This is a genomic window from Pseudomonas sp. MDT1-16 (assembly GCF_054898115.1).
On sequence record NZ_CM142717.1, the window covers coordinates 1,221,001 to 1,246,579 of the forward strand.

Sequence of the window (25,579 nt, forward strand, 5' to 3'; positions counted from 1 at the left end):
CTCACCCAAGGTTACCCCCGGCATGCTGGCTATCTTCCTCGAAACCCTGAACATCACCGCGCCGGTGTTTGCCATGCTGTTTCTGGGTGTGCTGCTCAAGCGCATCGACTGGATCAACGACAACTTTATCCACACTGCGTCGGCCCTGGTGTTCAACGTCACCATGCCGGCGTTGCTGTTTCTGGGCATCCTGCATGCCGACCTGCACGCTGCGTTGCAACCGGCACTGCTGATCTATTTCTCGCTCGCCACCCTGGCGAGTTTCGCCATCGCCTGGGGCTGGGCGATCTGGAAGTGCCCGTGGGAGGACCGGGGGATTTATACCCAAGGCGCATTTCGCGGCAACAACGGGGTGATCGGCCTCGCACTGGCAGCGAGCATGTACGGCGACTACGGGATTTCCCTCGGGGCGATTCTCGCGGCGTTGGTGATCCTGTTTTACAACACGCTCTCGACCATTGTGCTGGCGGTTTACAGCCCGGTGATCAAGTCCGACCCTTGGAGCATCTGCAAAAGCGTGATGGTCAATCCGCTGATCATCAGCGTGTTGGTGGCGGCGCCGTTTGCCTACTTCAAGATCAGCTTGCCGGGATGGCTGGAGACGTCCGGCCAGTATCTGGCGCAAACCACCCTGCCATTGGCGTTGATCTGTATCGGCGGCACGCTGTCACTGGCGGCACTGCGCAAAAGCGGCAACCTGGCGCTGAGCTCAAGCCTGGTGAAGATGATCGGCCTGCCGGTTCTTGCAACACTGGGGGCGTGGCTCTGGGGCTTTCGTGGTGCGGAGTTGGGGATTCTATTCCTGTACTTCGGCAGCCCGACCGCCGCGGCCAGTTTTGTCATGGCCCGTCAGGCCAATGGCAATCATGAACTGGCGGCAGCGATCATCGTGATCACCACCTTGATGGCCGCGGTCACCACCAACATCGGGATCTTCTTGTTGCAGTGGGGCGGGTGGATCTAGTCGGCTTTTTGGTAGCTGTCGATCACTTCCTGCGCCGCCCGAAACGCATCGATTGCCGCCGGAACACCGGCATACACCGCGCAATGCAGCAGCGCTTCACGAATCTCTTCCACGGTGCAGCCATTGTTCAGCGCACCACGCACGTGACCTTTCAATTCCTGCGGGCACTTCAATGCGGTCAGCGCGGCGAGGGTGATCAGGCTGCGGGTTTTCAATGGCAGACCTTCGCGGTTCCAGACGCTGCCCCAGGCGTGCTCGTTGACGAAATCCTGCAGCGGTTGAGTGAACTCGGTGGTATTGCCCAGCGCGCGGTCGACGAAGGCGTCGCCCATCACTTGGCGGCGTACTTCAACGCCAGGCTTTCTATCATCGGTCATGGCAATTCACTCTTGTGGTGTTGGCGACGCCAGGCGCGCAGCGACGTGAACAGCAAAAACGCCACCAGCGCCGGCAGGGCAAAAAACAGCATCAGGTGTTCAAGCTTGCCGGCCAGCGGCATGCCGGTGGTGAACGACACCACGTGCAGACCGTAAGCCAGATACAAACCCAAAAACATCAGACCTTCGGCGCGGGTCACCCGGTAACCGGAATAGAACACCGGCAGGCACAACACCGCGACGCCGAGCATTACCGGCAAGTCGAAATCCAGGGCGTTGGGCGATACCGACAGCGGCGACGGCGCGATCAACGCGGTGAAGCCCAATACGCCCAAGAGGTTGAACAGGTTGCTGCCGATCACGTTGCCCACGGCGATGTCGCGCTGACCGCGCAAGGCGGCAATCAACGAGGTGGCCAGTTCCGGCAGGGAGGTACTGACAGCGACGATGGTCAGGCCGATGATGCGTTCCGACAGCCCGAGATCGGTCGCGACCGAAACCGCCGCGCCCAACAGCAAGTGCCCGGCGTAGACCAGCATCGCCAATCCGCTGACGATCATCAGCAAGCTGCTGATCCAGGGTGCTTGCGGGACTTCGTGAGTCGTCGATTGCGGACGGGCCGAGTGCCGCGACTGGCGCAGCAGCAGGCCCAGATACAGCGCCAGAGCCGCCAGCAGCATCACGCCGTCGGCGCGGGTCAGTTCTTTGTTCCAGGCCAATACGAACACCAGCAGGCTGGCGCCGATCATCAGCGGAATATCCAGGCGCACCAGTTGCCGTGAAACCCGCAGCGGAATGATCATCGCCGAGAGTCCGAGGGTGACGAGGATGTTAAAGATGCTACTGCCGATCACGCTGCCGACGGCGATGTCGGCGTTCTGCGCCAGGGTGGCTTGCACGCTGACCGCCATCTGCGGTGCGCTGCTGCCGAGGGCGACGATGGTCAGGCCGATAATCAGCGGTCGTACATGCAGGCGCGCGGCGAGGCGCACGGCGCCACGCACCATCAGCTCGGCGCCGACGATCAGCAACAGCAAGCCGCTGAGCAATTCAATCACGCTGATCAGGGGTAAATCGGCAAGTCCGAAAATGGTCGGCGCTCCATCAGTCAGTCGTCGAGGGCTTGCACGCGAACCCGTGCGGTGCCGCTTCTGAGCATACCCAGTTGTTCGGCGGCCTCGTGTGAAACATCGATCAGACGTCCACGGGTATGTGGCCCGCGATCGTTGATGCGCACTACACAGGATCTGTCGGTATTCAGATTGGTGACCTTCACCCGTGTGCCAAAGGGTAGCTGGCGGTGGGCGGCGGTCAGGGAATTCTTGTTGAAACGCTCGCCGCTGGCGGTGCGTTTACCTTGGTGTTTGGCGCCGTAATAAGAGGCAACACCGGTCTTGTCGTAGCCGTGTGGATCGATGGCATCGGTGCTGGCGCAACCGGCCAGCAGAGAGAGCAGGGCGCAGGCACCCAGTAGACGCTTCATTAGGTGACCCCATGATCGTTCCCACGCTCCGCGTGGGAATGCAGCCCGTGACGCTCGGCGTCACAAAAGCGGACGCAGAGCGTCCAATGAAGCGTACCCACGCGGGAGCGTGGGAACGATCACTGTGGTTAGCCTTCGAGCTTGCTTTTCAGCAGTTCGTTGACCTGTTGCGGGTTGGCCTTGCCTTTGGAGGCTTTCATGGCCTGGCCGACGAAGAAGCCGAACATCTTGCCGCGTTTGGCTTCGTCTGCCGCGCGGTATTGTTCAACTTGTTCGGCGTTGGCCGCGAGCATCTCGTCGAGCACCGCAGAGATCGCGCCCGTGTCGGTCACTTGCTTCAGACCGCGCTTGTCGATGATCTCGTCCGCACTGCCTTCGCCGTTGGCCATGGCTTCAAAGACCACCTTGGCGATTTTGCCGGAGATGGTGTTGTCGGAGATGCGCAGCAGCATGCCGCCCAATTGCTCGGCCAAGACCGGCGACTGATCAATGTCCAGGCCCTGTTTGTTCAACAGGCTGCCCAATTCAACCATGACCCAGTTGGCCGCCAGCTTGGCGTCGCCGCCGATGCTCACGACTGTCTCGAAGTAATCGGCTTGCTCGCGGCTGGTGGCCAGGACGCTGGCGTCGTAGACCGACAGACCGAACTGCGCCTGGAAGCGCTCGCGTTTCTGCGGTGGCAATTCCGGCAGGGTGGCGCGCACGTCGTCGAGGAACGAGTCTTCGATGACCACCGGCAGCAAGTCCGGATCGGGGAAGTAGCGGTAGTCGTTAGCTTCCTCTTTGCTGCGCATCGGACGGGTTTCGTCCTTGTTCGGATCGTAAAGGCGGGTTTGCTGGATCACCTTGCCGCCGTCTTCGATCAGTTCGATCTGACGCTGCACTTCGCTGTTGATCGCCTTCTCGATGAAGCGGAACGAGTTGACGTTCTTGATCTCGCAGCGCGTGCCATATTCAACCTGGCCCTTCGGACGGATCGACACGTTGCAGTCGCAACGCAGCGAGCCTTCGGCCATGTTGCCGTCGCAGATGCCGAGGTAACGCACCAGCGCGTGGACCGTCTTGACGTAAGCCACGGCTTCCTTGGCGCTGCGCATGTCAGGCTCGGAAACGATTTCCAGCAGCGGCGTGCCAGCGCGGTTCAGGTCGATGCCGGTGGCACCGGTGAACTCTTCGTGCAGGCTTTTACCGGCGTCTTCTTCCAGGTGCGCACGGGTGACGCCGACACGTTTGATCGTGCCGTCGTCCATGGCGATGTCCAGGTGACCCTTGCCAACGATCGGCAATTCCATCTGGCTGATCTGGTAGCCCTTGGGCAGGTCCGGGTAGAAATAGTTTTTACGGGCGAACACGTTGTGCTGGCCGATCTCGGCATCAATCGCCAGACCGAACATCACCGCCATGCGCACCGCTTCCTGGTTCAGCACCGGCAATACGCCGGGCATGCCGAGGTCAACCAGGCTGGCTTGGGTGTTCGGCTCGGAACCAAACGTGGTGGAGCTACCGGAAAAGATTTTCGACCGGGTGGTGAGCTGGGTGTGAATCTCCAGCCCGATCACGACTTCCCATTGCATGTGTTTCTCCTCAGAAGCCGGTTGGGGTGCGGGTGTGCCAGTCAGTGTTTTGCTGATACTGATGGGCAACGTTCAACAGGCGACCTTCCTGGAAATACGGGGCGAGCAATTGCACGCCCACCGGCAGGCCATCGACGAAACCAGCAGGCATGGACAAGCCCGGCAGGCCGGCGAGGTTGGCGGTGATGGTGTAGACGTCTTCCAGGTAAGCAGCAACCGGGTCGCTGTTCTTGGCGCCGAGCTTCCAGGCCGGGTTCGGTGTGGTTGGGCCGAGGATGATGTCGACCTCATTAAAGGCTGCCATGAAGTCGTTCTTGATCAAGCGACGAATCTTTTGGGCCTTCAGGTAGTAGGCGTCGTAGTAACCGGCCGACAACGCGTAGGCACCGACCATGATCCGGCGCTGTACTTCCGGGCCGAAACCTTCGCCACGGGAACGTTTGTACAGGTCTTCCAGATTCTTCGGATCTTCGCAGCGATGGCCGAAGCGCACGCCGTCGAAACGCGACAGGTTGGAAGAGGCTTCTGCCGGCGCGATCACGTAGTACGCAGGGATTGCGTGCTGCATGTTCGGCAGGCTGATTTCCTTGACCACGGCGCCGAGCTTTTTCAGCTCTTCGACACTGGCCATGACCAGGTCGGCGATGCGCGGGTCCAGGCCGGCGCTGAAGTACTCCTTCGGCACGCCGATGCGCAGGCCTTGCAGCGAACCGTTGAGGCCGGCGCTGTAATCAGGCACGGGCTCGTCGATGCTGGTGGAGTCTTGCGGGTCGAAACCGGCCATGCCTTGCAACAGGATCGCGCAGTCTTCGGCGGTGCGGGCCAGAGGGCCGCCCTGATCGAGGCTGGAGGCGTAGGCGATCATGCCCCAGCGCGAAACGCGACCGTACGTCGGTTTCAGGCCGGTGAGGTTGGTCAGTGCGGCGGGCTGTCGGATCGAGCCACCCGTGTCAGTGCCGGTGGCCGCAGGCAGCAGGCGCGCGGCAACCGCAGCCGCCGAACCGCCGGACGAACCGCCCGGTACGTATTCAAGGTTCCACGGGTTTTTCACCGGGCCGTAGTAGCTCGACTCGTTGGCCGAACCCATGGCGAATTCGTCCATGTTGGTCTTGCCCAGAGTCACGGCCCCGGCAGCGGCCAGCTTGGCAACGACAGTGGCGTCGTACGGCGCTTTAAAATTGTCGAGCATCTTCGAACCGCAGCTGGTGCGGATACCCTGGGTGCAGAACAGGTCTTTGTGCGCGATCGGCGCGCCGAGCAGGGCGCCGCTCTCACCCTTGGCGCGGCGTGCGTCAGCGGCTTTCGCCTGCTGGAGCGCCAGGTCCTCGGTGAGGCTGATAAAACTGTTGAGCTGCGGATCGAGCTGGACGATACGCGCCAGCAGGGTTTTGGTCAGCTCTTCGGAAGAAAACTTTTTATCGGCGAGTCCGCGGGCGATCTCGGCCAGAGTCAATTGATGCATTGCAGGCTCTTTCCCTTTAGTCGATGACTTTCGGAACCAGGTACAGGCCGTTTTCGACCGCTGGTGCGATGGACTGATAGGCCTCGCGATGATTGGTCTCGGTCACAACGTCTGCACGCAGGCGCTGGCTGGCTTCCAGTGGGTGGGCGAGCGGCTCGATACCGTCGGTATTGACCGCCTGCATTTCGTCGACCAGCGCCAGAATACTGTTCAGGGCCGAAGTAATATGTGGAAGATCGGCATCATTAAGGCCCAGACAGGCCAGATGAGCGATTTTTTCCACGTCGGAGCGTTCAAGCGCCATGGGAATCTCCAGTGGAAAACAGAACGGACGGCGTCCGTGTGTTAGATTGTCGGAACACTACCGCATTTCTACGGTCATAAGGCCGCGATTGTGGGGGTTGGTGCACAGAAAAGCGGCCAATTTAACATATTGGCGCCTTGCCCAAAATCCCTGTCGTTGTTAGAGTTTGCCGCACTTTTTTACCCACGCGTTGCCTAGGGTCCCTTTCCCATGTTCAAGAAACTGCGTGGCATGTTTTCCAGCGATCTTTCCATTGACCTGGGCACTGCCAACACCCTTATTTACGTGCGCGAGCGCGGTATCGTCCTGAATGAGCCCTCGGTTGTGGCTATTCGGACACACGGTAACCAGAAAAGTGTCGTTGCTGTCGGCACCGAGGCCAAGCGCATGCTCGGCCGTACGCCGGGCAACATTGCTGCCATTCGTCCGATGAAGGACGGCGTGATCGCCGACTTCAGCGTTTGCGAAAAGATGCTGCAGTACTTTATCAACAAGGTTCACGAAAACAGCTTCCTGCAGCCTAGCCCTCGTGTGTTGATCTGCGTTCCGTGCAAATCCACCCAGGTTGAGCGTCGTGCCATCCGTGAATCGGCCCTCGGTGCCGGTGCCCGTGAAGTGTTCCTGATCGAAGAGCCAATGGCGGCTGCGATCGGTGCCGGCCTGCCGGTTGAAGAAGCTCGCGGCTCGATGGTTGTCGATATCGGTGGTGGTACTACTGAAATCGCACTGATCTCCCTGAACGGTGTGGTTTACGCCGAATCCGTACGGGTTGGCGGCGACCGCTTCGACGAAGCGATCATCACTTACGTGCGTCGCAACTACGGCAGCCTGATCGGCGAATCCACGGCCGAGCGCATCAAGCAGGAAATCGGTACAGCCTACCCGGGCGGCGAAGTTCGCGAAGTCGACGTTCGTGGCCGTAACCTGGCCGAAGGCGTTCCACGCGCATTCACCCTGAACTCCAATGAAGTGCTGGAAGCTCTGCAAGAGTCCCTGGCCACCATCGTTCAGGCTGTGAAAAGTGCGCTGGAGCAATCGCCTCCAGAACTGGCTTCCGATATCGCCGAGCGTGGTCTGGTGCTGACCGGTGGTGGCGCCTTGCTGCGTGACCTCGACAAGTTGCTGGCGCAGGAAACCGGTCTGCCGGTGATCGTTGCCGAAGACCCGCTGACCTGCGTTGCTCGCGGCGGTGGCCGTGCATTGGAAATGATGGATAAACACACCATGGACCTGCTTTCCAGCGAGTGATTTCGCCGGTCGCATCTATGCTGTTGGCGTTTATCTTCTGTCAGTCTGCATCCAGGCCGGTTTGATGCCGTATGAATAAAGAGAACATTTGCCTGGGAGGAGCGGCTTATTAAACCGCTTTTCACCAAAGGGCCTTCACTGGGCGTGCGCTTGTTGGTGCTGGTCGTGCTATCGGTCGCACTGATGGTGGTCGATGCCCGCTTCACACTGCTCAAGCCGGTGCGTAGCCAAATGTCGCTGGTGCTGATGCAGTCCTACTGGATCACCGACCTGCCGCAGCGGCTATGGCAGGGTGTGTCCAGCCAATTTGGCAGCCGAACCGAGCTCGTCGCCGAAAACGAAAAACTCAAAACCGAAAACCTGCTGTTGCAGGGCCGCATGCAAAAGCTTGCCGCCCTCACCGAGCAGAACGTTCGGCTGCGCGAGTTGCTCAACTCCTCCGCACTGGTCAACGAGAAGGTCGAAGTGGCCGAGTTGATCGGCATGGACCCCAATCCCTTCACCCATCGCATCATCATCAATAAAGGTGAGCGTGACGGTGTGGTCCTTGGTCAGCCGGTACTTGATGCCCGTGGCCTGATGGGCCAGGTGGTCGAGTTGATGCCGTACACCTCTCGTGTGCTGCTGCTGACCGACACCACTCACAGCATTCCGGTGCAGGTGAACCGCAACGGCCTGCGGGCGATTGCCAGCGGCACCGGCAACCCGGAACGCCTGGAGCTGCGTCACGTGGCCGATACCGCCGACATTAAAGAAGGCGATCTGCTGGTCAGCTCCGGTCTGGGTCAGCGGTTCCCGGCGGGTTACCCGGTGGCGACGGTCAAGGAAGTGATTCACGATTCCGGTCAGCCGTTCGCCATTGTACGTGCCGTTCCGACCGCCGCCTTGAACCGCAGCCGTTACCTGCTGCTGGTGTTCACCGACGGCCGCACAGCCGAAGAGCGCGCCAATGAAGCCGCCCAGGCGCAAGAGGCTCTGGACCAGCACGGTGGTGGGCCCATCATTCCAGCGACCGTGCCCAAACCTGCCATCGTTCCGGCTGCTGTTGCTGCGCCCGCGACTCCGGTTGCGCCGACGACTGCCCCGGCTGCCGCAACCCCGGCCAAACCTGTGGCAACTCATTCTGCTGCCGTGAAGCCTGCTGCCAAACCGCCTGTCTCCGCGCCGGCTACCACTGGGGGACGAGAATAATGGTCGGTGCTACTGCATCCCGAAACGGCTGGATCGTCTGGCTGACCTTCGCCATCGGCCTGCTGCTCAGCATTTCGCCGCTGCCGCAATTCATGGAAATCCTCCGTCCTCTGTGGCTGGCCCTGTTGCTGGCGTTCTGGGCGTTGGCCATGCCACAGAAAGTCGGGATGGTCACCGCGTGGTGCCTGGGCCTGGCCGAAGACGTGCTCTATGGCACGCTGCTGGGCCAGAACGCGTTGATCCTGACGCTGATCACGTATCTGGTGCTGGCGCTGCAACAGCGTCTGCGCATGTTTCCGATGTGGCAACAGAGCCTGGTGATCCTGGTGATCTTCGGCCTCGCGCAGCTTATACAACTATGGCTCAGCGCCCTGACCGGCAATCGTCAGCCGACGCTGGCGCTGGTCTTGCCGGCATTGGTCAGTGCGTTGCTGTGGCCATGGATCAGCTACGGTTTGCGCGGTTTGCGTCGACGCTACAAAATCAATTAATTCGGTCAGGCATTTGCCCGCACCAGGGCACTGGACAGGGAGATGTCTTGATGAAACAGCTATATCTGGCCTCAGGCTCGCCGCGTCGGCGTGAACTGCTCACGCAGATCGGCGTGCCGTTCTGCGCCATCAGCGCGGACATCGATGAAACCCCTTTAAGTGATGAATCCCCGTCGGCTTACGTCGAGCGCCTGGCGCGCGGCAAAGCCGAGGCCGGGCGCGGGACTGTCGTGTCCGAGGCAGATTTTTGCGTGCTGGGCGCCGATACCGCCGTGGTACTGGACGGGAAAATTCTTGGCAAACCGGTTGATGAAGCGCAAGCGTGCGCCATGCTTATGTTGTTGTCCGGTTGTGAGCATGAAGTCCTGACGGCGATTGCGGTGCGAGAGGGTGAGCGTTGCGAGTCTCGGGTCGTGCGCAGTCTGGTGCGTTTTCGCAACATCAGTCGTGATGAAGCGGTGGCCTACTGGGCCAGCGGCGAGCCGCAGGACAAGGCCGGCGGCTATGGCATTCAAGGGCTCGGCGCAGTGTTTGTCGCCGGCCTCAATGGCAGTTACTCGGCGGTGGTCGGGTTGCCGCTGTGCGAAACCGCTGAGCTGCTCGGCCATTTCGGCATACCCTGTTGGCAAACCCTTAACGCGCGTTGAGCGTCGTACTGACAAGATGCGGCCATTATCGTGAACATGCCTGAACGAGACCCTGCCATGAGTGAAGAGATCCTGATCAACATCACGCCGATGGAATCGCGCGTGGCGGTGGTTGAAAACGGTGTTCTGCAAGAGGTCCACGTCGAGCGCACGCAAAAACGCGGGATCGTCGGCAACATCTATAAAGGCAAGGTCGTGCGGGTCTTGCCGGGCATGCAGGCGGCATTCGTCGACATTGGTCTGGACCGCGCCGCGTTCATTCATGCCTCGGAAATTTCCCTGCGCGAAGGCCCTGCGGTGGAGAGCATCAGCGCGCTGGTTCACGAAGGCCAGAGCCTGGTGGTGCAAGTCACCAAGGACCCGATCGGCTCCAAAGGCGCACGCCTGACGACTCAGCTGTCGATTCCGTCGCGTTATCTGGTGTACATGCCGCGCACTGCGCACGTCGGCATTTCATTGAAGATCGAAGACGAAGCCGAGCGCGATCGACTCAAGCAAGTGGTCACCGATTGCGTGGCCAAAGAAGGCATCAAAGAGGCGGGAGGCTTCATCCTGCGTACCGCCGCCGAAGGTGCCGGCGCCGATGAAATCCTCATGGACATCCGCTACCTGCGCCGTCTCTGGGATCAGATCAACGAGCAGATCAAAACCATCAGCGCACCCAGTGTGATCTACGAAGATCTCGGCCTGGCGCTGCGCACCTTGCGTGACCTGGTGAGCCCGAAGATCGAGAAGATCAGGATCGACTCCCGGGAAACCTTCCAGAAAACCACACAGTTTGTCGCTGAACTGATGCCGGAAATCGCCGATCGTCTTGAGCATTACCCGGGGGAACGGCCGATCTTCGACCTGTACGGCGTCGAAGACGAGATTCAGAAAGCCCTGGAACGCAAAGTCCCGCTGAAGTCCGGCGGTTATCTGGTGGTCGATCCGGCGGAAGCCATGAGCACTATCGACGTCAACACCGGGGCGTTCGTCGGTCATCGCAACCTCGAAGAAACCATCTTCAAGACCAACCTCGAAGCGGCAACCGCCATCGCTCGTCAGCTGCGCCTGCGCAACCTGGGCGGGATCATCATCATCGATTTCATCGACATGGAAGATGAAGAGCACCAGCGTCAGGTGCTGCGCACACTCGAGAAGCAACTGGAGCGCGATCACGCCAAGACCAACATCATCGGCATCACCGAGCTGGGCCTTGTGCAGATGACTCGCAAGCGCACCCGCGAAAGTCTCGAACAAGTGCTGTGCGAGCCGTGCAGCAGCTGTCAGGGTCGCGGCAAGCTCAAGACGCCGGAAACCGTTTGCTACGAGATTTTCCGCGAAATCCTCCGAGAGGCTCGCGCCTATCAGGCGGAAGGCTATCGTGTATTGGCAAACCAGAAAGTGGTCGACCGTCTGCTCGATGAAGAATCGGGCAATGTCGCCGAGCTCGAAGGTTTTATCGGGCGCACCATTCGGTTCCAGGTGGAAACCATGTACTCCCAGGAACAATACGACGTGGTGCTGCTCTGAATCGTTGTATTTCTAACCTACTAGAACGGCTGGCCTCAGCTTTTTGCAGTATTTTTGCCATGGGAGCCAACTGACATGGAGCGTCTGACACGCATTTTGGCCGCATTGACCCGCTGGGGTCTGGGCCTGTGCGCGTTGGTATTGGTGTTGATGGCGTTGTACGTCAGCCTCGGCCGAGAGCTGACGCCGCTGGTGGCCGAGTACCGTGCCGAGGTCGAAGCTAAAGCCAGTGCTGCCTTGGGCATGCCGCTGAGTATCGGCAAACTTGAAGGCAACTGGAGCGGCTTTGCGCCGATGATGCTGGCTCACGACGTCATGGTCGGCGAGGGCGCCAATGCCCTGCGTCTGGATCAGGTTCGCGTGGTGCCGGATCTGTGGGCCAGCCTGCTGGCTCGCGAAGTACGCATCGCTCACCTTGAACTCAGCGGCCTGAAGATCAGCCTCAAAGAAGGCGAGGACGGCCATTGGGCGCTGGAAGGTTTGCCGGTGCAGCAGGATCAGCCGCTGGATCCGGCGCAATTGCTCAACCGAATGCAAATGGTTCAGCGGCTGTCGGTGCTCGATAGCCAGGTCACTTTGCAGCCTCTGCAAGAGCAGCCCCTGACCCTGACTTACGTCGGCCTGAATCTGCGAACCGGCGCGTCGCGTCAGCGACTTGACGTTCGCCTGACCCTGCCCGACGGCCAACCGGTGGCCATGAGTCTGCGCACCCGTCTACGCGCCAGCGAGTGGAAGGACGGCGAAGCGGATGCCTATCTGAGCCTGCCACAAAGCGACTGGTCGAAGTGGTTGCCTGAGCGCCTGACCCAGCAATGGAATTTCTCCGAGATCAAGGCCGGTGGCGAGCTCTGGGTGAGCTGGGGCAAGGGCGCCCTGCAAAGTGGTGCGATACGCTTGAACGCGCCGCAACTCAAGGGTGCCTACGCTGAGCGCAAGCCGATCAAGATCAATAATCTGGCGCTGAACGGCTACTTCCAGCGCGGCGCCGAAGGCGTCCTTATCACCCTGGATTCCCTGGCCATGAACCTCGGCGATACCCGCTGGGAAACGCATCTGCAACTCAAACAAAGCGCGGCTACCGACAAGATTGAAGAGCTTTGGCATCTGCAAGCTGACCGCCTTGACCTCACCCCGATCACCCCGGTACTGAATGCCTTGGGGCCGCTGCCCGAAGGCGTTGCCACGGCCGTCGAGCGACTCAAAGTGACAGGTGGCCTGCGCAACGTGCTGATCGACTTCCGGCCCAATGCCACCGACGACAGCAAGTTCGGCTTTGCCGCCAATCTGGATCGGGTCGGCTTCGATGCCTATCACGGTGCCCCGGCCGCGCGCAATGTCAGTGGCAGCATCAGCGGTGATCTGGGCGGTGGCGAGCTGCGCATGGACAGCAAGGATTTTTCCCTGCATCTGGACCCGATCTTCGCTAAGCCATGGCAATACATTCAGGCCAATGCCCGGCTGACCTGGAAACTCGACAAAGACGCCTTCACCTTGATCGCACCGTACCTGAAGGTACTGGGTGAAGAAGGCAAGATTGCCGGCGACTTTCTGATCCGCCTGCATTTCGATCACACCCAGGAAGACTACATGGACCTGCGGGTCGGTCTGGTGGACGGCGACGGTCGATACACCGCCAAGTACCTGCCGCAAATGCTCAGCCCGGCGCTGGACGAATGGCTGCGTACGGCCATTCTCAAAGGTGCGGTGGACGAAGGGTTCTTCCAGTACCAAGGGTCGTTGAACCACGGTGCCGCCGAGACTGCGCGCAGCATCAGCCTGTTCTTCAAGGTTCACGATGCCGAACTGGCCTTCCAGCCAGGCTGGCCACCTGTCAGCAAGGTCACGGGTGATGTGTTTGTTGAAGACAGCGGCGTGCGGGTCTTGGCCAGCAAGGGTCAGTTGCTCAATACCCAGGTCAGCGACATTTACGTCAATATTCCCCATGTGCCTGCGGGGCAAAACGTCCACCTGTTCCTCGACGGTGGGTTCGCCGGCGGGCTGGGCGATGGACTGAAGATTCTCCAGGAAGCACCGATCGGCACCGCAACCACCTTTGCCGGCTGGGAAGGCGAGGGCGATCTGCAAGGCAAACTGAAACTGGATATTCCGCTGGTCAAAGGCGAGCAGCCGAAGATCCTCGTCAACTTCAAGACCGCCAAAGCCCGTCTGAAACTGGCCGAGCCAACCCTGGAGCTGACTCAGCTCAAGGGCGATTTCCGTTTCGACAGCACCAAGGGGTTGAGCGGACAAGACATCACCGCGCGCGCCTTTGATAAACCAGTGACCGCACAGATTTTTGCCGATGGCAGCCCGGGTAACCTCAAGACTCGCGTTACCGCCTCGGGTCAGGTCGAGGTCAAGAAGCTTACTGACTGGCTGAGCGTTACTCAGCCGTTGCCAGTGGCCGGTGTGATCCCTTATCAGCTGCAACTGAACCTTGATGGGGCCGACAGTCAATTGATGGTCAACTCCAACCTCAAGGGCGTAGCAATCGATTTGCCGGCGCCGTTCGGCTTGGCTGCCGATGTGGGCCGCGACACCACGTTCCGCATGACCCTGCAGGGGCCGGAGCGGCGCTACTGGGTCAGCTACGGTGATCTGGCGAGCTTCACGTTTGCGGCACCGGCCGGCAATTTTGCCGACGGACGTGGCGAATTGTTCCTGGGGGGCGGCAATGCCGTGTTGCCCGGCGCCAAGGGCTTGCGAGTTCGAGGCGTACTGTCGGAACTGGATGTCGGCCCGTGGAAGGATCTGGTGGACAAGTATGCTGGCCAGGACCCGGGCGGCAGCGCCAAACAGTTGCTCAGCAGCGCGGACTTCAAGGTCGGCAAACTCAGCGGTATCGGGACCACGCTCGATCAGGTTTCCGTACAGTTGAACCGCAAACCTGCCGCGTGGGCCTTGCAACTCGACAGTCAGCAGGTCAAGGGCAGCGCCAGCCTCCCCGATGCGAAAGCCGCGCCGATTGCGATCAATCTGCAATACGTGCGATTGCCAGCGCCAGACCCGACGGTCCTGGCCGACGAAAACTCGCCAGATCCGCTGGCCACGGTCGATCCGACGAAGATTCCGGCGCTTGACGTTACCATCAATCAGCTTTTCCAGGGGAAGGACCTCGTCGGGGCCTGGTACCTGAAAGTCCGGCCGACCGCCAAGGGCATTGCGCTTACCACACTGGATCTGGGCCTCAAGGGTATTCTCTTGCAGGGCAGCGGCGGTTGGGAAGGCATGCCCGGTTCCAGCAGCAGTTGGTACAGGGGTCGGATCAGCGGTAAGAATCTCGCCGATGTGCTGAAGGGCTGGGGCTTTGCGCCGAGTGTCACCAGTGAAGAATTTCATATGGATGTCGATGGTCGCTGGCCCGGTTCGCCAGCCTGGCTGGCTACCAAGCGCTTCTCCGGAACCCTCGATGCTTCGCTGAACAGAGGCCAGTTTGTTGAAATAGAGGGCAGCGCCCAGGCATTGCGAGTGTTTGGCTTGCTGAACTTCAATTCCATCGGCCGCCGGCTGCGCCTGGACTTCTCCGACCTGTTCGGCAAAGGCTTGAGTTACGACCGGGTCAAAGGCCTGCTGGTCGCGACCAACGGCGTATACGTGACGCGTGAGCCGATCCTGATGACCGGTCCATCGAGCAATATTGAGCTCGCTGGCACCCTGGACCTGGTGGGCGATAAGGTCGATGCCAAGTTGCTGGTGACCTTGCCTGTGACCAATAACCTGCCGATTGCTGCGCTGATTGTCGGCGCACCGGCTATCGGTGGCGCGCTGTTCCTGATCGACAAGCTGATCGGTGACCGCGTAGCGCGCTTCGCGAGCGTAAAATACACCGTCAAGGGGCCGTGGAAAGAGCCGAAAATCACCTTCGACAAGCCTTTTTGAAAAGCCATGTCTTTGGCCGATGGAGTAGCATGGCCAAAGACTTTTATGTGGCGACGCAAGTCCCTTGTAGCAGCTGGCGAAGCCTGCGTTCGGCTGTGCAGCAGTCGTAAATCCTGGATACACGGTTTACCTGACAGACCACGTTGCCTGATTTTACGACTGCTGCGCAGCCGAACGCAGGCTGCGCCAGCTGCTACAGGTAGTCGTACGAATCTCAATAAGGAAAAGGCCATGTCTGTAGCGGTGATTCAAATGGTCAGCCAGAGCGATGTGCTGGCCAACCTGGCCCAGGCCCGTCGTCTGCTTGAGCAGGCCGCGGCCGGTGGTGCGCAGCTCGCCGTCCTGCCGGAAAACTTCGCCGCCATGGGCCGTCGCGACATTGGCGACATCGGCCGCGCCGAGGCGTCGGGCGAAGGCCCGATCCTGCCATGGTTGAAACAGACCGCCCGCGACCTCACGTTATGGATAGTGGCCGGCACGTTGCCGTTGCCGCCGGCAGACCAGCCGATGGCGAAAGTGCATGCCTGCTCGTTGCTGGTGAATGATCACGGCGAAATCGTTGCACGGTATGACAAGTTGCACCTCTTCGACGTCGATGTGGCGGACAATCGCGGGCGTTATCGCGAGTCCGATGACTATGCTTATGGCAGTGGGGTGGTGGTGGCGGACACGCCCGTCGGTCGAGTCGGGCTGACCGTGTGTTACGACCTGCGCTTCCCGGAGCTGTACAGCGAATTACGCGCTGCCGGTGCGCAGTTGATTACCGCGCCGTCGGCCTTTACCGCGGTGACCGGCGCGGCGCATTGGGATGTATTGATTCGCGCGCGGGCCATCGAAACTCAATGTTATGTGCTCGCGGCCGCTCAGGGTGGAACCCATCCGGGGCCGCGAGAAACCTGGGGTCATGCGGCAATCATCGACCCATGGGGACGTGTGTTGGCGCAGCAGGACCAAGGTGAGGCCGTGCTGCTGGCCGAACGCGATAGCAGCGAACAGGCGTCCATCCGGGCGCGGATGCCGGTGTCCAGTCACCGGCGCTTTTTCTCGCAGGGCGCACAGCGACCTGCCCGGAACGACGAATTTAAGGCGTAAAGCATATGAGCGAGTTGTTGTCCTCAGTCAGTGAACACCTCCTGGCGCCCGGCGGCGTAACGATCGAGAGCCTGCAAGGTGTGCTCGGCGATTTGGCCGGCCCTGGCATCGATGCCGCCGACCTGTATTTCCAGGGGCAGATCTCCGAGTCCTGGGCGCTGGAAGACGGGATCGTCAAGGAAGGCAGCTTCAATCTCGACCAAGGTGTCGGTGTGCGAGCGCAATCGGGTGAGAAAACCGGTTTTGCCTACAGCAATGCCATTACCCTCGAAGCCCTTGGCGCTGCGGCCCGTGCTGCGCGTTCGATCTCCCGCGCCGGGCAGAACGGCGCGGTGCAAGCGTTCACCACTCAGGATGTCGCCCAGTTGTACGGGCCGGACAACCCACTGGAAGTGATGACCCGTGCCGAGAAGGTCGAATTGCTCAAACGCATCGACGTCGCGACTCGCGCCCTCGATCCGCGTATCCAGCAAGTCACCGTGAGCATGGCCGGCGTCTGGGAGCGAATCCTCGTGGCTTCCACCGATGGCGGCCTGGCCGCCGATGTACGGCCGTTGGTGCGCTTTAACGTCAGCGTGATCGTCGAACAGAACGGTCGTCGTGAGCGCGGCGGTCATGGCGGTGGCGGTCGTACCGATTACCGCTATTTCCTCAGCGATGACCGTGCCATGGGCTATGCCCGTGAAGCGTTGCGTCAGGCACTGGTGAATCTGGAGGCCATCCCGGCGCCGGCCGGTACGTTACCGGTGGTGCTCGGTTCCGGCTGGTCCGGCGTGTTGCTGCACGAAGCGGTCGGCCACGGTCTGGAAGGCGACTTCAACCGCAAGGGCAGTTCCGCCTACAGCGGGCGCATGGGCGAGATGGTTGCGTCCAAACTTTGCACCATCGTCGATGACGGCACGCTGGCCGGTCGTCGCGGTTCCCTGAACGTCGATGATGAAGGCACGCCGACCGAGTGCACCACGCTGATCGAAAACGGCGTACTCAAAGGCTACATGCAGGACAAGCTCAACGCCCGCCTGATGGGCGTGGCCCGTACCGGTAACGGTCGCCGCGAATCCTACGCGCACCTGCCGATGCCGCGCATGACCAACACCTACATGCTCGCTGGCGAAAGCGACCCGGCAGAAATCATCGCCTCGGTGAAGCGCGGCATCTACTGCGCCAACCTTGGCGGCGGTCAGGTGGACATCACCAGCGGCAAGTTCGTGTTCTCCACCAGCGAGGCGTACTTGATCGAAGACGGCAAGATTACTGCCCCGGTCAAAGGCGCGACGTTGATCGGCAACGGCCCGGAAGCCATGAGCAAGGTGTCGATGGTCGGTAACGATCTGGCGCTGGACAGCGGCGTGGGGACGTGTGGCAAGGATGGGCAGTCGGTACCGGTGGGTGTCGGCCAGCCAACCCTGAAAATCGATGCGATCACTGTGGGTGGCACAGGGTCTTGAGAAATGGAGCTTCGGGTGAACTGCAATGCAGCTCACCCGATTCGAGATTTAACGCAAACCGCGTTGAGTCTCGTCCAGCTCACGGATGTACTTGAAGATTTTACGGTTCGATGCCGGTGGCTTGTTGGTCGCCAGTTCGTGCTGGGCCTGACGGATCAGGGAGCGCAATTGCTGACGATCAGCCTCCGGGTAGTCGATGACGAACTTCTCCAGAACGCCGTCGTCGCCAGCGATCAAGCGATCGCGCCAGCGTTCCAGGCCATGGAAACGTTCGTTGTACTGCCGAGTGGAGGCATCGAGTTGATCGAGCAAAGTCAGAATGGCGTCAGTGTCCTGATCGCGCATCAGTTTGCCGATGAACATAAGGTGCCGTTTACGCGCGATATTCGCGGTGTGCTTGGAGGCATCGCCCAGAGCCCGGCGCAAAGCGTCGGTCAACGGCAGCTTTGCCAGCAAGTCAGGCTTGAGTGTTGTAAGGCGCTCGCCAAGGTCAACCAGAGCATGAAGCTCGCGTTTAACCTGGGATTTGCTTTTTTCTCCCGTATCGAGGGAGTCGTCGTAAGAATCAACCATGGTGGCCGTCCGCAAAGAAACGCCGCCATGATAACCAGTCGGGGGCCGCTTGTCCGGCCCGGTCGCTCGAAGGCCCCAGCCGAAAGCAGAATTTGAGTGGAGAACAGCATGAGTGCAGTTGAAAGCGTCGGCCCACAAGCGTTGCCGGCACTGCAAGAACAAGTCGAGCAGATCATCGCTGAAGCCAAGCGCCAGGGTGCCAGTGCCTGTGAAGTGGCCGTGTCCCTGGAGCAGGGCCTGTCGACCACGGTGCGTCAGCGTGAAGTCGAAACCGTCGAATTCCACCGCGATCAGGGTTTTGGCATCACCTTGTACGCTGGCCAGCGCAAAGGCTCGGCCAGCACGTCGGCCAGCGGTCCGGAGGCGATTCGCGAAACCGTCGCCGCCGCATTGGCCATCGCCAAGCACACGTCGGAAGACGAAGCTTCGGGCCTGGCGGACGCCGCGCTGATGGCCAAGGATCTGCAGGATTTTGACCTGTTCCATCAATGGGACATCACCCCGGAACAAGCCATCGAGCAGGCCCTGGCCTGTGAAGCGGCGGCGTTTGCCACCGACAGCCGGATCAAGAACGCCGACGGCACCACCCTCAGCACCCACCAGGGCTGCCGTGTTTACGGCAACAGTCACGGTTTCATCGGCGGTTACGCGTCGACCCGGCACAGCTTGAGCTGCGTGATGATTGCCGAGGCCGACGGCCAGATGCAGCGCGATTACTGGTACGACGTGAACCGCCAGGGGAGCTTGCTGGCCGACCCGGTGAGCATCGGCCAGCGTGCCGCGCAACGGGCGGCGAGCCGTCTGGGTGCGCGTCCGGTACCGACCTGCGAAGTGCCGGTGCTGTTTTCCGCGGAACTGGCCGGTGGTTTGTTCGGCAGTTTCCTTTCGGCGATTTCCGGTGGCAGCCTGTATCGCAAATCGTCGTTCCTTGAAGGCACGCTGGGGCAGAAGTTGTTCCCGGAATGGCTGACCCTCGATGAGCGTCCGCACTTGATGCGTGCGATGGGCAGTTCGGCGTTTGATGGCGATGGTTTGGCGACTTATGCCAAGCCATTCGTCGAAAACGGCGTATTGGTGTCGTACATCCTCGGCACCTATTCCGGTCGCAAACTGGGCATGCCGAGCACCGCCAATGCCGGCGGGGTGCACAACCTGTTCGTCACCCATGGCGACGAAGACCAGGCAGCCTTGCTGCGACGCATGGGCCGCGGCCTGCTGGTCACAGAATTGATGGGCCAGGGCCTGAACATGGTCACTGGCGATTACTCCCGTGGCGCGGCGGGTTACTGGGTCGAGAATGGGGAAATACAGTTTGCGGTCCAGGAAGTGACCATCGCTGGCAATATGCGTGACATGTTCAAACAGATCGTTGCGGTGGGTAATGACCTGGAATTGCGCAGCAACATTCGCACAGGTTCGGTGCTGATCGAACGGATGACGGTGGCGGGTAGCTAACGCTTAACCGTTACGCAAAAAGGCGCGCCGCCCATCGTTGGGCGGCGCGCCTTTTTTGTGTATTGATTTTCTCGGGGTTGTTTTGGTTCTCATTATCATCTAATAATAAATCTCATTACCGAATGAGCCCGGATCATGAGTTCTGCCTTGCACGAGCAGCCTTACCTCGAAAGCTGGCGCTGGATGAGTCGCCAGATCCGTTGCGCAATGGACCCTGACGAGCCTCGCCTGATCGAACATTACCTGGCCGAAGGTCGGTATCTCGCCTGCTGCACGGCAACGTCTCCCTGGACCATCGCCGAAACTTCTTTGCGTTTGTTGCTCGACACTGCCGCCGATGTTGCGTTGCCTTGGCACTGGCGCACTTTTTGTCTGGACCAGGCCTGGCGCCCGTTGCGCGACCTGGAACGCCTCTCTCTGTGCAAATGCCGCCTCAAGCGCTGGCAGAGCTACACCTGGCAACTGGCGACCTGCGAGTTGCAGCCCTCGATTCCTCTCATAGAACTGGTGCAAGGATTTCCCGATGAGTAAAACTCGTATCGAACGCGACAGCATGGGCGAACTTCAGGTCCCGGTGGACGCCCTCTATGGCGCACAAACCCAGCGTGCGGTGGATAACTTCCCCATCAGCGGCAAACCGATGCCTGTGCAGTTCATCCGTGCGCTGATCCTGGCCAAGGCCGCCGCTGCCCGAGCCAACGTCGAACTCAAGCAAATCAGCGAATCCCAGGGCAAAGCCATCGTCGATGCGGCACTGGGCCTGCTCCAAAGCGACTTCATGCAGCATTTTCCGGTGGATATCTTCCAGACCGGTTCCGGCACCAGTTCGAACATGAACGCCAACGAAGTGATCGCCACCCTGGCCAGCCGTCTGCTGGGTGAACCGGTGAGCCCCAACGATCACGTCAATTGTGGCCAAAGCAGCAACGACATCATCCCTACCACCATTCACGTCAGTGCTGCGTTGGCGTTGCACGAGCAATTGTTGCCGGCGCTGGTGCGTCTGGTACAGGTGATCGAGCGCAAGGCCGAAGAGGTTCATCACCACGTCAAAACCGGCCGCACCCACTTGATGGACGCCATGCCGGTGCGCATGAGTCAGGTGCTCAACGGTTGGGCGCAGCAGCTCAAGGCCAACATCGTTCATTTGCAAGATCTGCTGCCGAGCCTGCAATCCCTTGCTCAAGGCGGAACGGCAGTGGGCACCGGAATCAATGCTCATCCGCAATTCGCGGCGCGTTTCAGTGAGCAACTGAGCACGCTGACGCAGGTGCAATTCAAACCGGGTAAGGATCTGTTTGCACTGATTGGCTCCCAGGACACGGCGGTCAGTGTTTCGGGTCAGCTCAAGGCCACGGCCGTTTCTCTGATGAAAATCGCCAACGACCTGCGCTGGATGAACTCCGGCCCGCTGGCCGGCCTTGGTGAAATCGAGCTCGAAGCCTTGCAGCCGGGTTCTTCGATCATGCCTGGCAAGGTCAACCCGGTGATCCCGGAAGCAACCGCCATGGTCGCCGCCCAAGTCATCGGCAATGACACGGTCATCACCATCGCCGGTCAGTCGGGTAATTTCGAGCTGAACGTGATGCTGCCGATCATCGCCCAGAACCTGCTGAGCAGCATCGAGTTGCTGGCCAACTCCAGCCATCTGCTGGGTGAAAAGGCCATCGCCAGCTTCAAGGTCAACGAAGCCAGGCTCAAGGAAGCGCTGTCGCGCAACCCGATCCTGGTCACCGCACTCAACCCGATCATTGGTTACCAAAAAGCCGCGGAGATCGCCAAGAAGGCCTATCAACAAGGACAGCCGGTGATTGATGTTGCTCTGGAACACACCGACCTGACACGCAGCCAGCTTGAGGTCTTGCTGGACCCGGAAAAACTCACCGCAGGCGGCGTGTAATCACCGCAACCGCTTTGGAGGCTCACCATGGAGCACTGGAAACGCACGATCGAAAGGGCTAATCGCTGTTTCATGCTGGGCGAACTGGTCGATGCCCGCGAGGCTTACTTGCAGGCATTGGCCTTGGCTCAGGTGTTGTTCGAGCGCTGGGCGGATGCCGACGAGGCGGTGGCGGCCTGCGTGATTTCCCATCACAACCTGGCAGATCTTCACTTGCGTCTGAACCAGCCGGAGGAGAGTGCCGAGTACTTGTGCGCCATCCATCAGCGGTTGTTGCAGACCATGCAGGACCCACGACTGGCGCCGGCCCTGCGCGAAGCAGCGTCGCGCCAGAGCAGCAAAACCTACGTTGAGCTGCTGAATTTCATCAGCGAACACGGCGAGTATCCACGCGCCCATCGTTTGCTGCATATCGATGCCGTAGCGCCTACGCCTCTTCATCATGGAGTTCATTGAAAATGGCTTTTACCCTGCCTGCCTTGCCTTACGCCTACGACGCCCTGGAACCGCACATCGATGCGCAGACCATGGAAATCCACTACACCAAGCACCACCAGACCTACATCAACAACCTCAACGCTGCGGTTGAAGGCACCGAGTTTGCCGAGTGGCCAGTGGAAAAACTGGTGGCCAGCATCCAGCAACTGCCGGAAAAGCTTCGTGCGGCAGTAGTCAATCAGGGCGGTGGTCACGCCAACCATTCGCTGTTCTGGGAAGTGATGGCGCCCAACGGCGGCGGCAAACCTGAAGGTGAATTGGCAAGCGCGATTGAGGAACAGCTCGGCGGTATCGACAGTTTCAAGGAAGCCTTCACCAAAGCCGCGTTGACGCGTTTCGGCAGCGGCTGGGCGTGGCTCAGTGTGACGCCGCAAAAGAGGCTGGTCGTTGAAAGCAGCGGTAATCAGGACAGCCCGTTGATGAACGGTAATACGCCAATCCTCGGACTGGATGTTTGGGAGCATGCGTATTACCTGCGTTATCAGAACCGTCGCCCGGAATACATCAACGCGTTCTACAACGTGATCAATTGGCCTGAAGTCGCTACGCGCTATCAGTCTGCACTGGTTTAAGACTTCTACAAAAACAATCCAAGGCTGGCTATGGGCACTGAAACACTGGCGATCGGAAGTGGACGAATGTTTCGTTACGCATTCGGATCGCTGTTACTGCTGGCGGGTATGACGTTATTGGTTGCCCAAGGGCTGGCATGGCTGGACCTTGAGCCGAAACTGCTGCGCGCCCTGCAAGGCGGAGCGATCTGCGCCTTGGGCACTGCCTTGGGCGCGGTGCCTGTGCTGGTGATTCGGCGGATGCCCCAGGCAGTCAGTGATTCACTGCTTGGCTTCGGGGCCGGGGTGATGCTCGCGGCGACAGCTTTTTCGTTGATCGTTCCCGGGATCTCCGCCGCTGAAAACTTGGGGCTGACGCCTTGGGCGGCCAGCGGACTGATCAGTTTCGGCATCATGCTGGGTGCGTTCGGGCTGTTTCTGGTGGATCGAAAGGTCTCCGGAGCCAGTCCGCAAATGTGGGTCGGCTCCCTGGAACGGCCCGTGATCCCACCGCGTATCTGGTTGTTTGTGTTTGCCATCATCGCCCACAACATCCCCGAAGGCATGGCGGTTGGTGTGTCGGCGGGTGGTGGCATGCCCGACGCTGATAGCTTGGCCATGGGCATCGCCTTGCAGGATGTGCCGGAAGGTCTGGTAATCGCGCTGGTATTGGCCGGGGCAGGGATGTCGCGGGTCAAGGCGTTCCTGATCGGTGCTGCATCAGGTCTGGTCGAACCAGTCTTCGCGCTGTTGTGCGCTTGGCTGGTGAGCCTGGCTGAACTGTTGTTGCCCTTGGGGTTGGCGCTGGCGGCCGGGGCAATGTTGCTGGTGGTCACCCCTGAAGTCATTCCCGAGTCGCGCCGCAATGGTCACGACAAGCTTGCAAGTCTTGGGTTGCTGATCGGGTTTTGCTTGATGATGGTGATGGATACAGCGCTCGCCTAAGCGAGTGCTTAACCACCTTCGCCGAAGTAGTCCTTTATCAAATCCACCAAAGCCTGCAAAGCTTCGTCAGCCTGCTCACCTTCGGTGCTCAGGTGAATTATTGTTCCCTTGCCGGCAGCGAGCATCATCATGGCCATGATGCTTTTTCCGTCTACCATGGACTCGGGAGTACGTCCGACCCGGATCGTGCAATCCTTGAACTCACCGGCGACGCCAACGAATTTCGCAGAAGCACGGGCATGCAAACCCAGTTTGTTGATGATTTCAATTTCCAGAGCAGGCATCGCGGTGTGAATCCTTTAGCTGAGGTCGCGGTGGCGAACCTGGACGTTCTTCAGGGTTTTTTGCAGGGCCTGGCCCAGACGTTCGGTCAGGTAGACGGAGCGGTGATGTCCGCCGGTGCAGCCAATGGCAATGGTGACATAAGCACGGTTGCTGGCGGCGAAGCGTGGCAGCCATTTGAGCAAGTACGTGGAAATGTCCTGGAACATCTCTTCGACATCCGGCTGTGCCGCCAAGTACTCGGCGACCGGTTGATCGAGCCCGGAATGATCGCGCAATTCCGGCTTCCAATAGGGATTGGGCAGGCAACGCACGTCGAACACCAGATCGGCGTCCACCGGCATGCCACGCTTGAAACCAAAAGACTCCACCAGAAACGCAGTACCGGGCTCCGGCTGGTTCAGCAGGCGCAGCTTGATGGTATCGCGCAGCTGATACAGGTTCAGGTTGGTGGTGTTTACTTTGAGATCGGCGAGGTCGGCAATCGGCCCGAGCAGGCTGGTTTCATCGTTGATGGCTTCGGCCAGCGAGCGATTGGCATTGCTCAGAGGGTGACGCCGGCGGGTTTCCGAGAAGCGTTTGAGCAAGGTTTCTTCGTCGGCGTCCAGATAAAGCACATCGCACTGGATATGCCGGCTGCGCACTTCTTCCAGCAGCTCCGGAAAACGCGACAAGTGACTTGGCAAGTTACGCGCATCGATGGATACGGCAACCAGCGGTTGTGCCAGCTCGGTGTGAATCAACGCGCGTTCGGCCAGTTCCGGCAACAGGCCGGCGGGAAGGTTGTCGATGCAGTAGTAGCCGTTGTCCTCGAGAACATCGAGCGCGGTACTTTTACCTGAGCCGGAGCGGCCACTGACGATGATCAAGCGCATGATTACTGACCGTTTTGCTCGTCCAGGACAACCTGATACAAGGCTTCATTGCTCGGGGCGCTGCGCAGTTTTTCGCGCACTTCCTTGCGATCGAGCATGCTGGCGATCTGGCGCAGTAGCTCCAGGTGCGCATCGGTGGCAGCTTGCGGGACCAGCAGAACGAACAGCAGGTCAACCGGGGCACCGTCGATGGCGTCGAAATCGATGGGGGCGTCGAGGTGCATCAAGGCACTGATGGGCGAGTTGCAGCCCTTCAGGCGACAGTGAGGGATGGCGATGCCGTTGCCAAAACCGGTGGAACCGAGTTTTTCACGGGCGACCAGACTCTCGAAGACATCCTGCATCGCCAGATCCGGCACTTCGCGGTGGATAAGGTTGGCAATTTGCTCGAGGGCTTTCTTTTTACTGCCGCCCGGCACGTTCACGAGGGAACGGCCGGGGGTCAGGATGCTTTCAAGTCGGATCATGGGTTGGGAGTGTTAACGACCGGTCGCGCCCTGGAGGAGGCTTTGGGTCTTTTCCTTATGCTTTTTGAGTTGTTTATCCAGCTTGTCGGTCAGTGCGTCGATCGCCGCGTACATGTCGGTATGCTCCGCATTTGCGACCACTTCATTGCCGGGAATATGCAGCGTGGCTTCGATTTTCTGCTTGAGCTTTTCGACCGTCATCGTGACTTGCACGTTGGTGATCTTGTCGAAATGCCTCTCTAATCGTTCGAGTTTTTCGCCGATGTAGGTGCGAAGAGGTTCGGTCACTTCCAGTTGGTGTCCACTGATGTTGACTTGCATACAGCTCTCCTTCGTTGCCAGTGCATAAAGCGGCAGG

The 25,579-nt window shown here is 60.0% G+C and carries 26 protein-coding genes; 15 read left to right on the forward strand and 11 right to left on the reverse strand.

Features of this window, described 5'->3' with window-relative positions; all coding sequences use genetic code 11:
• The first annotated feature begins 22 nt into the window (after positions 1-22).
• Positions 23-964 (forward strand): AEC family transporter, encoded by a 942-nt coding sequence (locus ACYZT3_RS05380; RefSeq protein WP_462031656.1) that lies wholly within the window; start codon positions 23-25, stop codon positions 962-964.
• On the opposite strand, the gene ACYZT3_RS05385 is transcribed toward ACYZT3_RS05380, so the two are convergent.
• The 6 genes from ACYZT3_RS05385 to gatC all read right to left on the reverse strand — a co-directional run bounded on the left by ACYZT3_RS05385 (position 961) and on the right by gatC (position 6,164).
• Entirely contained in the window at positions 961-1,341 is a 381-nt protein-coding gene (locus ACYZT3_RS05385) for a carboxymuconolactone decarboxylase family protein (protein WP_462031657.1), read from the reverse strand. The two genes, ACYZT3_RS05380 and ACYZT3_RS05385, sit on opposite strands and share 4 nt — an antisense overlap.
• On the reverse strand, positions 1,338-2,399 hold the full coding sequence (locus tag ACYZT3_RS05390) for a calcium/sodium antiporter (RefSeq protein WP_462031658.1): 1,062 nt from the start codon (positions 2,397-2,399) through the stop codon (positions 1,338-1,340). The genes ACYZT3_RS05385 and ACYZT3_RS05390 overlap by 4 nt, the downstream gene beginning before the upstream one ends.
• Positions 2,400-2,449: 50 nt before the next feature.
• Entirely contained in the window at positions 2,450-2,824 is a 375-nt protein-coding gene (locus ACYZT3_RS05395) for a septal ring lytic transglycosylase RlpA family protein (RefSeq protein ID WP_449643217.1), read from the reverse strand.
• Between the two features lie 128 nt (positions 2,825-2,952).
• Positions 2,953-4,398, reverse strand: coding sequence for an Asp-tRNA(Asn)/Glu-tRNA(Gln) amidotransferase subunit GatB (gene gatB / locus ACYZT3_RS05400; protein WP_282375064.1), 1,446 nt, complete (start codon positions 4,396-4,398; stop codon positions 2,953-2,955).
• Positions 4,399-4,408: 10 nt separating this feature from the next.
• Positions 4,409-5,860, reverse strand: coding sequence for an Asp-tRNA(Asn)/Glu-tRNA(Gln) amidotransferase subunit GatA (gatA, locus tag ACYZT3_RS05405; RefSeq protein WP_282375065.1), 1,452 nt, complete (start codon positions 5,858-5,860; stop codon positions 4,409-4,411).
• A gap of 16 nt (positions 5,861-5,876) precedes the next feature.
• Positions 5,877-6,164: an Asp-tRNA(Asn)/Glu-tRNA(Gln) amidotransferase subunit GatC gene (gatC, locus tag ACYZT3_RS05410; RefSeq protein ID WP_282375067.1), complete on the reverse strand. Its 288-nt coding sequence runs from the start codon at positions 6,162-6,164 to the stop codon at positions 5,877-5,879.
• 210 nt (positions 6,165-6,374) lie between these two features.
• Between gatC and mreB the strand changes: the two genes are divergently transcribed.
• The 8 genes from mreB to tldD all read left to right on the forward strand — a co-directional run bounded on the left by mreB (position 6,375) and on the right by tldD (position 17,675).
• Positions 6,375-7,412 (forward strand): rod shape-determining protein MreB, encoded by a 1,038-nt coding sequence (gene mreB, locus ACYZT3_RS05415; protein WP_002555108.1) that lies wholly within the window; start codon positions 6,375-6,377, stop codon positions 7,410-7,412.
• A gap of 108 nt (positions 7,413-7,520) precedes the next feature.
• The gene (gene mreC, locus ACYZT3_RS05420) at positions 7,521-8,603 is read left to right on the forward strand and encodes a rod shape-determining protein MreC (protein ID WP_282375326.1); all 1,083 of its coding nucleotides are present in this window, start codon (positions 7,521-7,523) and stop codon (positions 8,601-8,603) included.
• The gene (mreD, locus tag ACYZT3_RS05425; RefSeq protein WP_462031659.1) at positions 8,603-9,094 is read left to right on the forward strand and encodes a rod shape-determining protein MreD; all 492 of its coding nucleotides are present in this window, start codon (positions 8,603-8,605) and stop codon (positions 9,092-9,094) included. The genes mreC and mreD overlap by 1 nt, the downstream gene beginning before the upstream one ends.
• 50 nt (positions 9,095-9,144) lie before the next feature.
• Positions 9,145-9,741: a Maf family protein gene (locus ACYZT3_RS05430; protein WP_282375070.1), complete on the forward strand. Its 597-nt coding sequence runs from the start codon at positions 9,145-9,147 to the stop codon at positions 9,739-9,741.
• 57 nt (positions 9,742-9,798) lie between these two features.
• Positions 9,799-11,256 (forward strand): ribonuclease G, encoded by a 1,458-nt coding sequence (gene rng / locus ACYZT3_RS05435; protein ID WP_282375071.1) that lies wholly within the window; start codon positions 9,799-9,801, stop codon positions 11,254-11,256.
• 75 nt (positions 11,257-11,331) lie between these two features.
• Positions 11,332-15,135, forward strand: coding sequence for a YhdP family protein (locus tag ACYZT3_RS05440; protein ID WP_462031660.1), 3,804 nt, complete (start codon positions 11,332-11,334; stop codon positions 15,133-15,135).
• Positions 15,136-15,366: 231 nt separating this feature from the next.
• A complete protein-coding gene (locus ACYZT3_RS05445; RefSeq protein WP_282375073.1) occupies positions 15,367-16,227 on the forward strand; it encodes a carbon-nitrogen hydrolase family protein in 861 nt (286 codons plus the stop codon).
• A gap of 5 nt (positions 16,228-16,232) precedes the next feature.
• Positions 16,233-17,675, forward strand: coding sequence for a metalloprotease TldD (gene tldD, locus ACYZT3_RS05450; protein ID WP_282375074.1), 1,443 nt, complete (start codon positions 16,233-16,235; stop codon positions 17,673-17,675).
• A gap of 48 nt (positions 17,676-17,723) precedes the next feature.
• On the opposite strand, the gene yjgA is transcribed toward tldD, so the two are convergent.
• Positions 17,724-18,248 carry a ribosome biogenesis factor YjgA gene (gene yjgA, locus ACYZT3_RS05455; RefSeq protein WP_282375075.1) on the reverse strand — a complete coding sequence of 175 codons (525 nt, stop codon included), beginning with the start codon at positions 18,246-18,248 and terminating at the stop codon, positions 17,724-17,726.
• A 108-nt stretch (positions 18,249-18,356) separates the two neighbouring features.
• Between yjgA and pmbA the strand changes: the two genes are divergently transcribed.
• The 6 genes from pmbA to ACYZT3_RS05485 all read left to right on the forward strand — a co-directional run bounded on the left by pmbA (position 18,357) and on the right by ACYZT3_RS05485 (position 23,597).
• Positions 18,357-19,703 carry a metalloprotease PmbA gene (gene pmbA, locus ACYZT3_RS05460; RefSeq protein ID WP_462031661.1) on the forward strand — a complete coding sequence of 449 codons (1,347 nt, stop codon included), beginning with the start codon at positions 18,357-18,359 and terminating at the stop codon, positions 19,701-19,703.
• Positions 19,704-19,838: 135 nt separating this feature from the next.
• Positions 19,839-20,234 (forward strand): FagA protein, encoded by a 396-nt coding sequence (locus ACYZT3_RS05465; protein WP_282375080.1) that lies wholly within the window; start codon positions 19,839-19,841, stop codon positions 20,232-20,234.
• Complete coding sequence (locus ACYZT3_RS05470) at positions 20,227-21,603, forward strand: class II fumarate hydratase (protein ID WP_282375081.1); 1,377 nt, start codon at positions 20,227-20,229, stop codon at positions 21,601-21,603. Before ACYZT3_RS05465 ends, ACYZT3_RS05470 begins: the two co-directional genes overlap by 8 nt.
• 27 nt (positions 21,604-21,630) lie before the next feature.
• Positions 21,631-22,059, forward strand: coding sequence for a hypothetical protein (locus tag ACYZT3_RS05475; RefSeq protein WP_462031662.1), 429 nt, complete (start codon positions 21,631-21,633; stop codon positions 22,057-22,059).
• A 2-nt stretch (positions 22,060-22,061) separates the two neighbouring features.
• The gene (locus tag ACYZT3_RS05480) at positions 22,062-22,673 is read left to right on the forward strand and encodes a superoxide dismutase (RefSeq protein WP_462031663.1); all 612 of its coding nucleotides are present in this window, start codon (positions 22,062-22,064) and stop codon (positions 22,671-22,673) included.
• Positions 22,674-22,703: 30 nt separating this feature from the next.
• Positions 22,704-23,597, forward strand: coding sequence for a ZIP family metal transporter (locus ACYZT3_RS05485; protein WP_462031664.1), 894 nt, complete (start codon positions 22,704-22,706; stop codon positions 23,595-23,597).
• A gap of 8 nt (positions 23,598-23,605) precedes the next feature.
• On the opposite strand, the gene ACYZT3_RS05490 is transcribed toward ACYZT3_RS05485, so the two are convergent.
• The 4 genes from ACYZT3_RS05490 to hpf are packed head-to-tail and all read right to left on the reverse strand — an operon-like array spanning position 23,606 to position 25,542.
• Positions 23,606-23,881, reverse strand: coding sequence for an HPr family phosphocarrier protein (locus ACYZT3_RS05490; RefSeq protein ID WP_282375086.1), 276 nt, complete (start codon positions 23,879-23,881; stop codon positions 23,606-23,608).
• 15 nt (positions 23,882-23,896) lie between these two features.
• A complete protein-coding gene (gene rapZ, locus ACYZT3_RS05495; protein WP_282375087.1) occupies positions 23,897-24,754 on the reverse strand; it encodes an RNase adapter RapZ in 858 nt (285 codons plus the stop codon).
• Between the two features lie 2 nt (positions 24,755-24,756).
• Positions 24,757-25,221: a PTS IIA-like nitrogen regulatory protein PtsN gene (gene ptsN, locus ACYZT3_RS05500; protein WP_282375088.1), complete on the reverse strand. Its 465-nt coding sequence runs from the start codon at positions 25,219-25,221 to the stop codon at positions 24,757-24,759.
• Positions 25,222-25,233: 12 nt separating this feature from the next.
• Positions 25,234-25,542 (reverse strand): ribosome hibernation-promoting factor, HPF/YfiA family, encoded by a 309-nt coding sequence (hpf, locus tag ACYZT3_RS05505; protein ID WP_007941242.1) that lies wholly within the window; start codon positions 25,540-25,542, stop codon positions 25,234-25,236.
• Positions 25,543-25,579 lie beyond the last annotated feature (37 nt).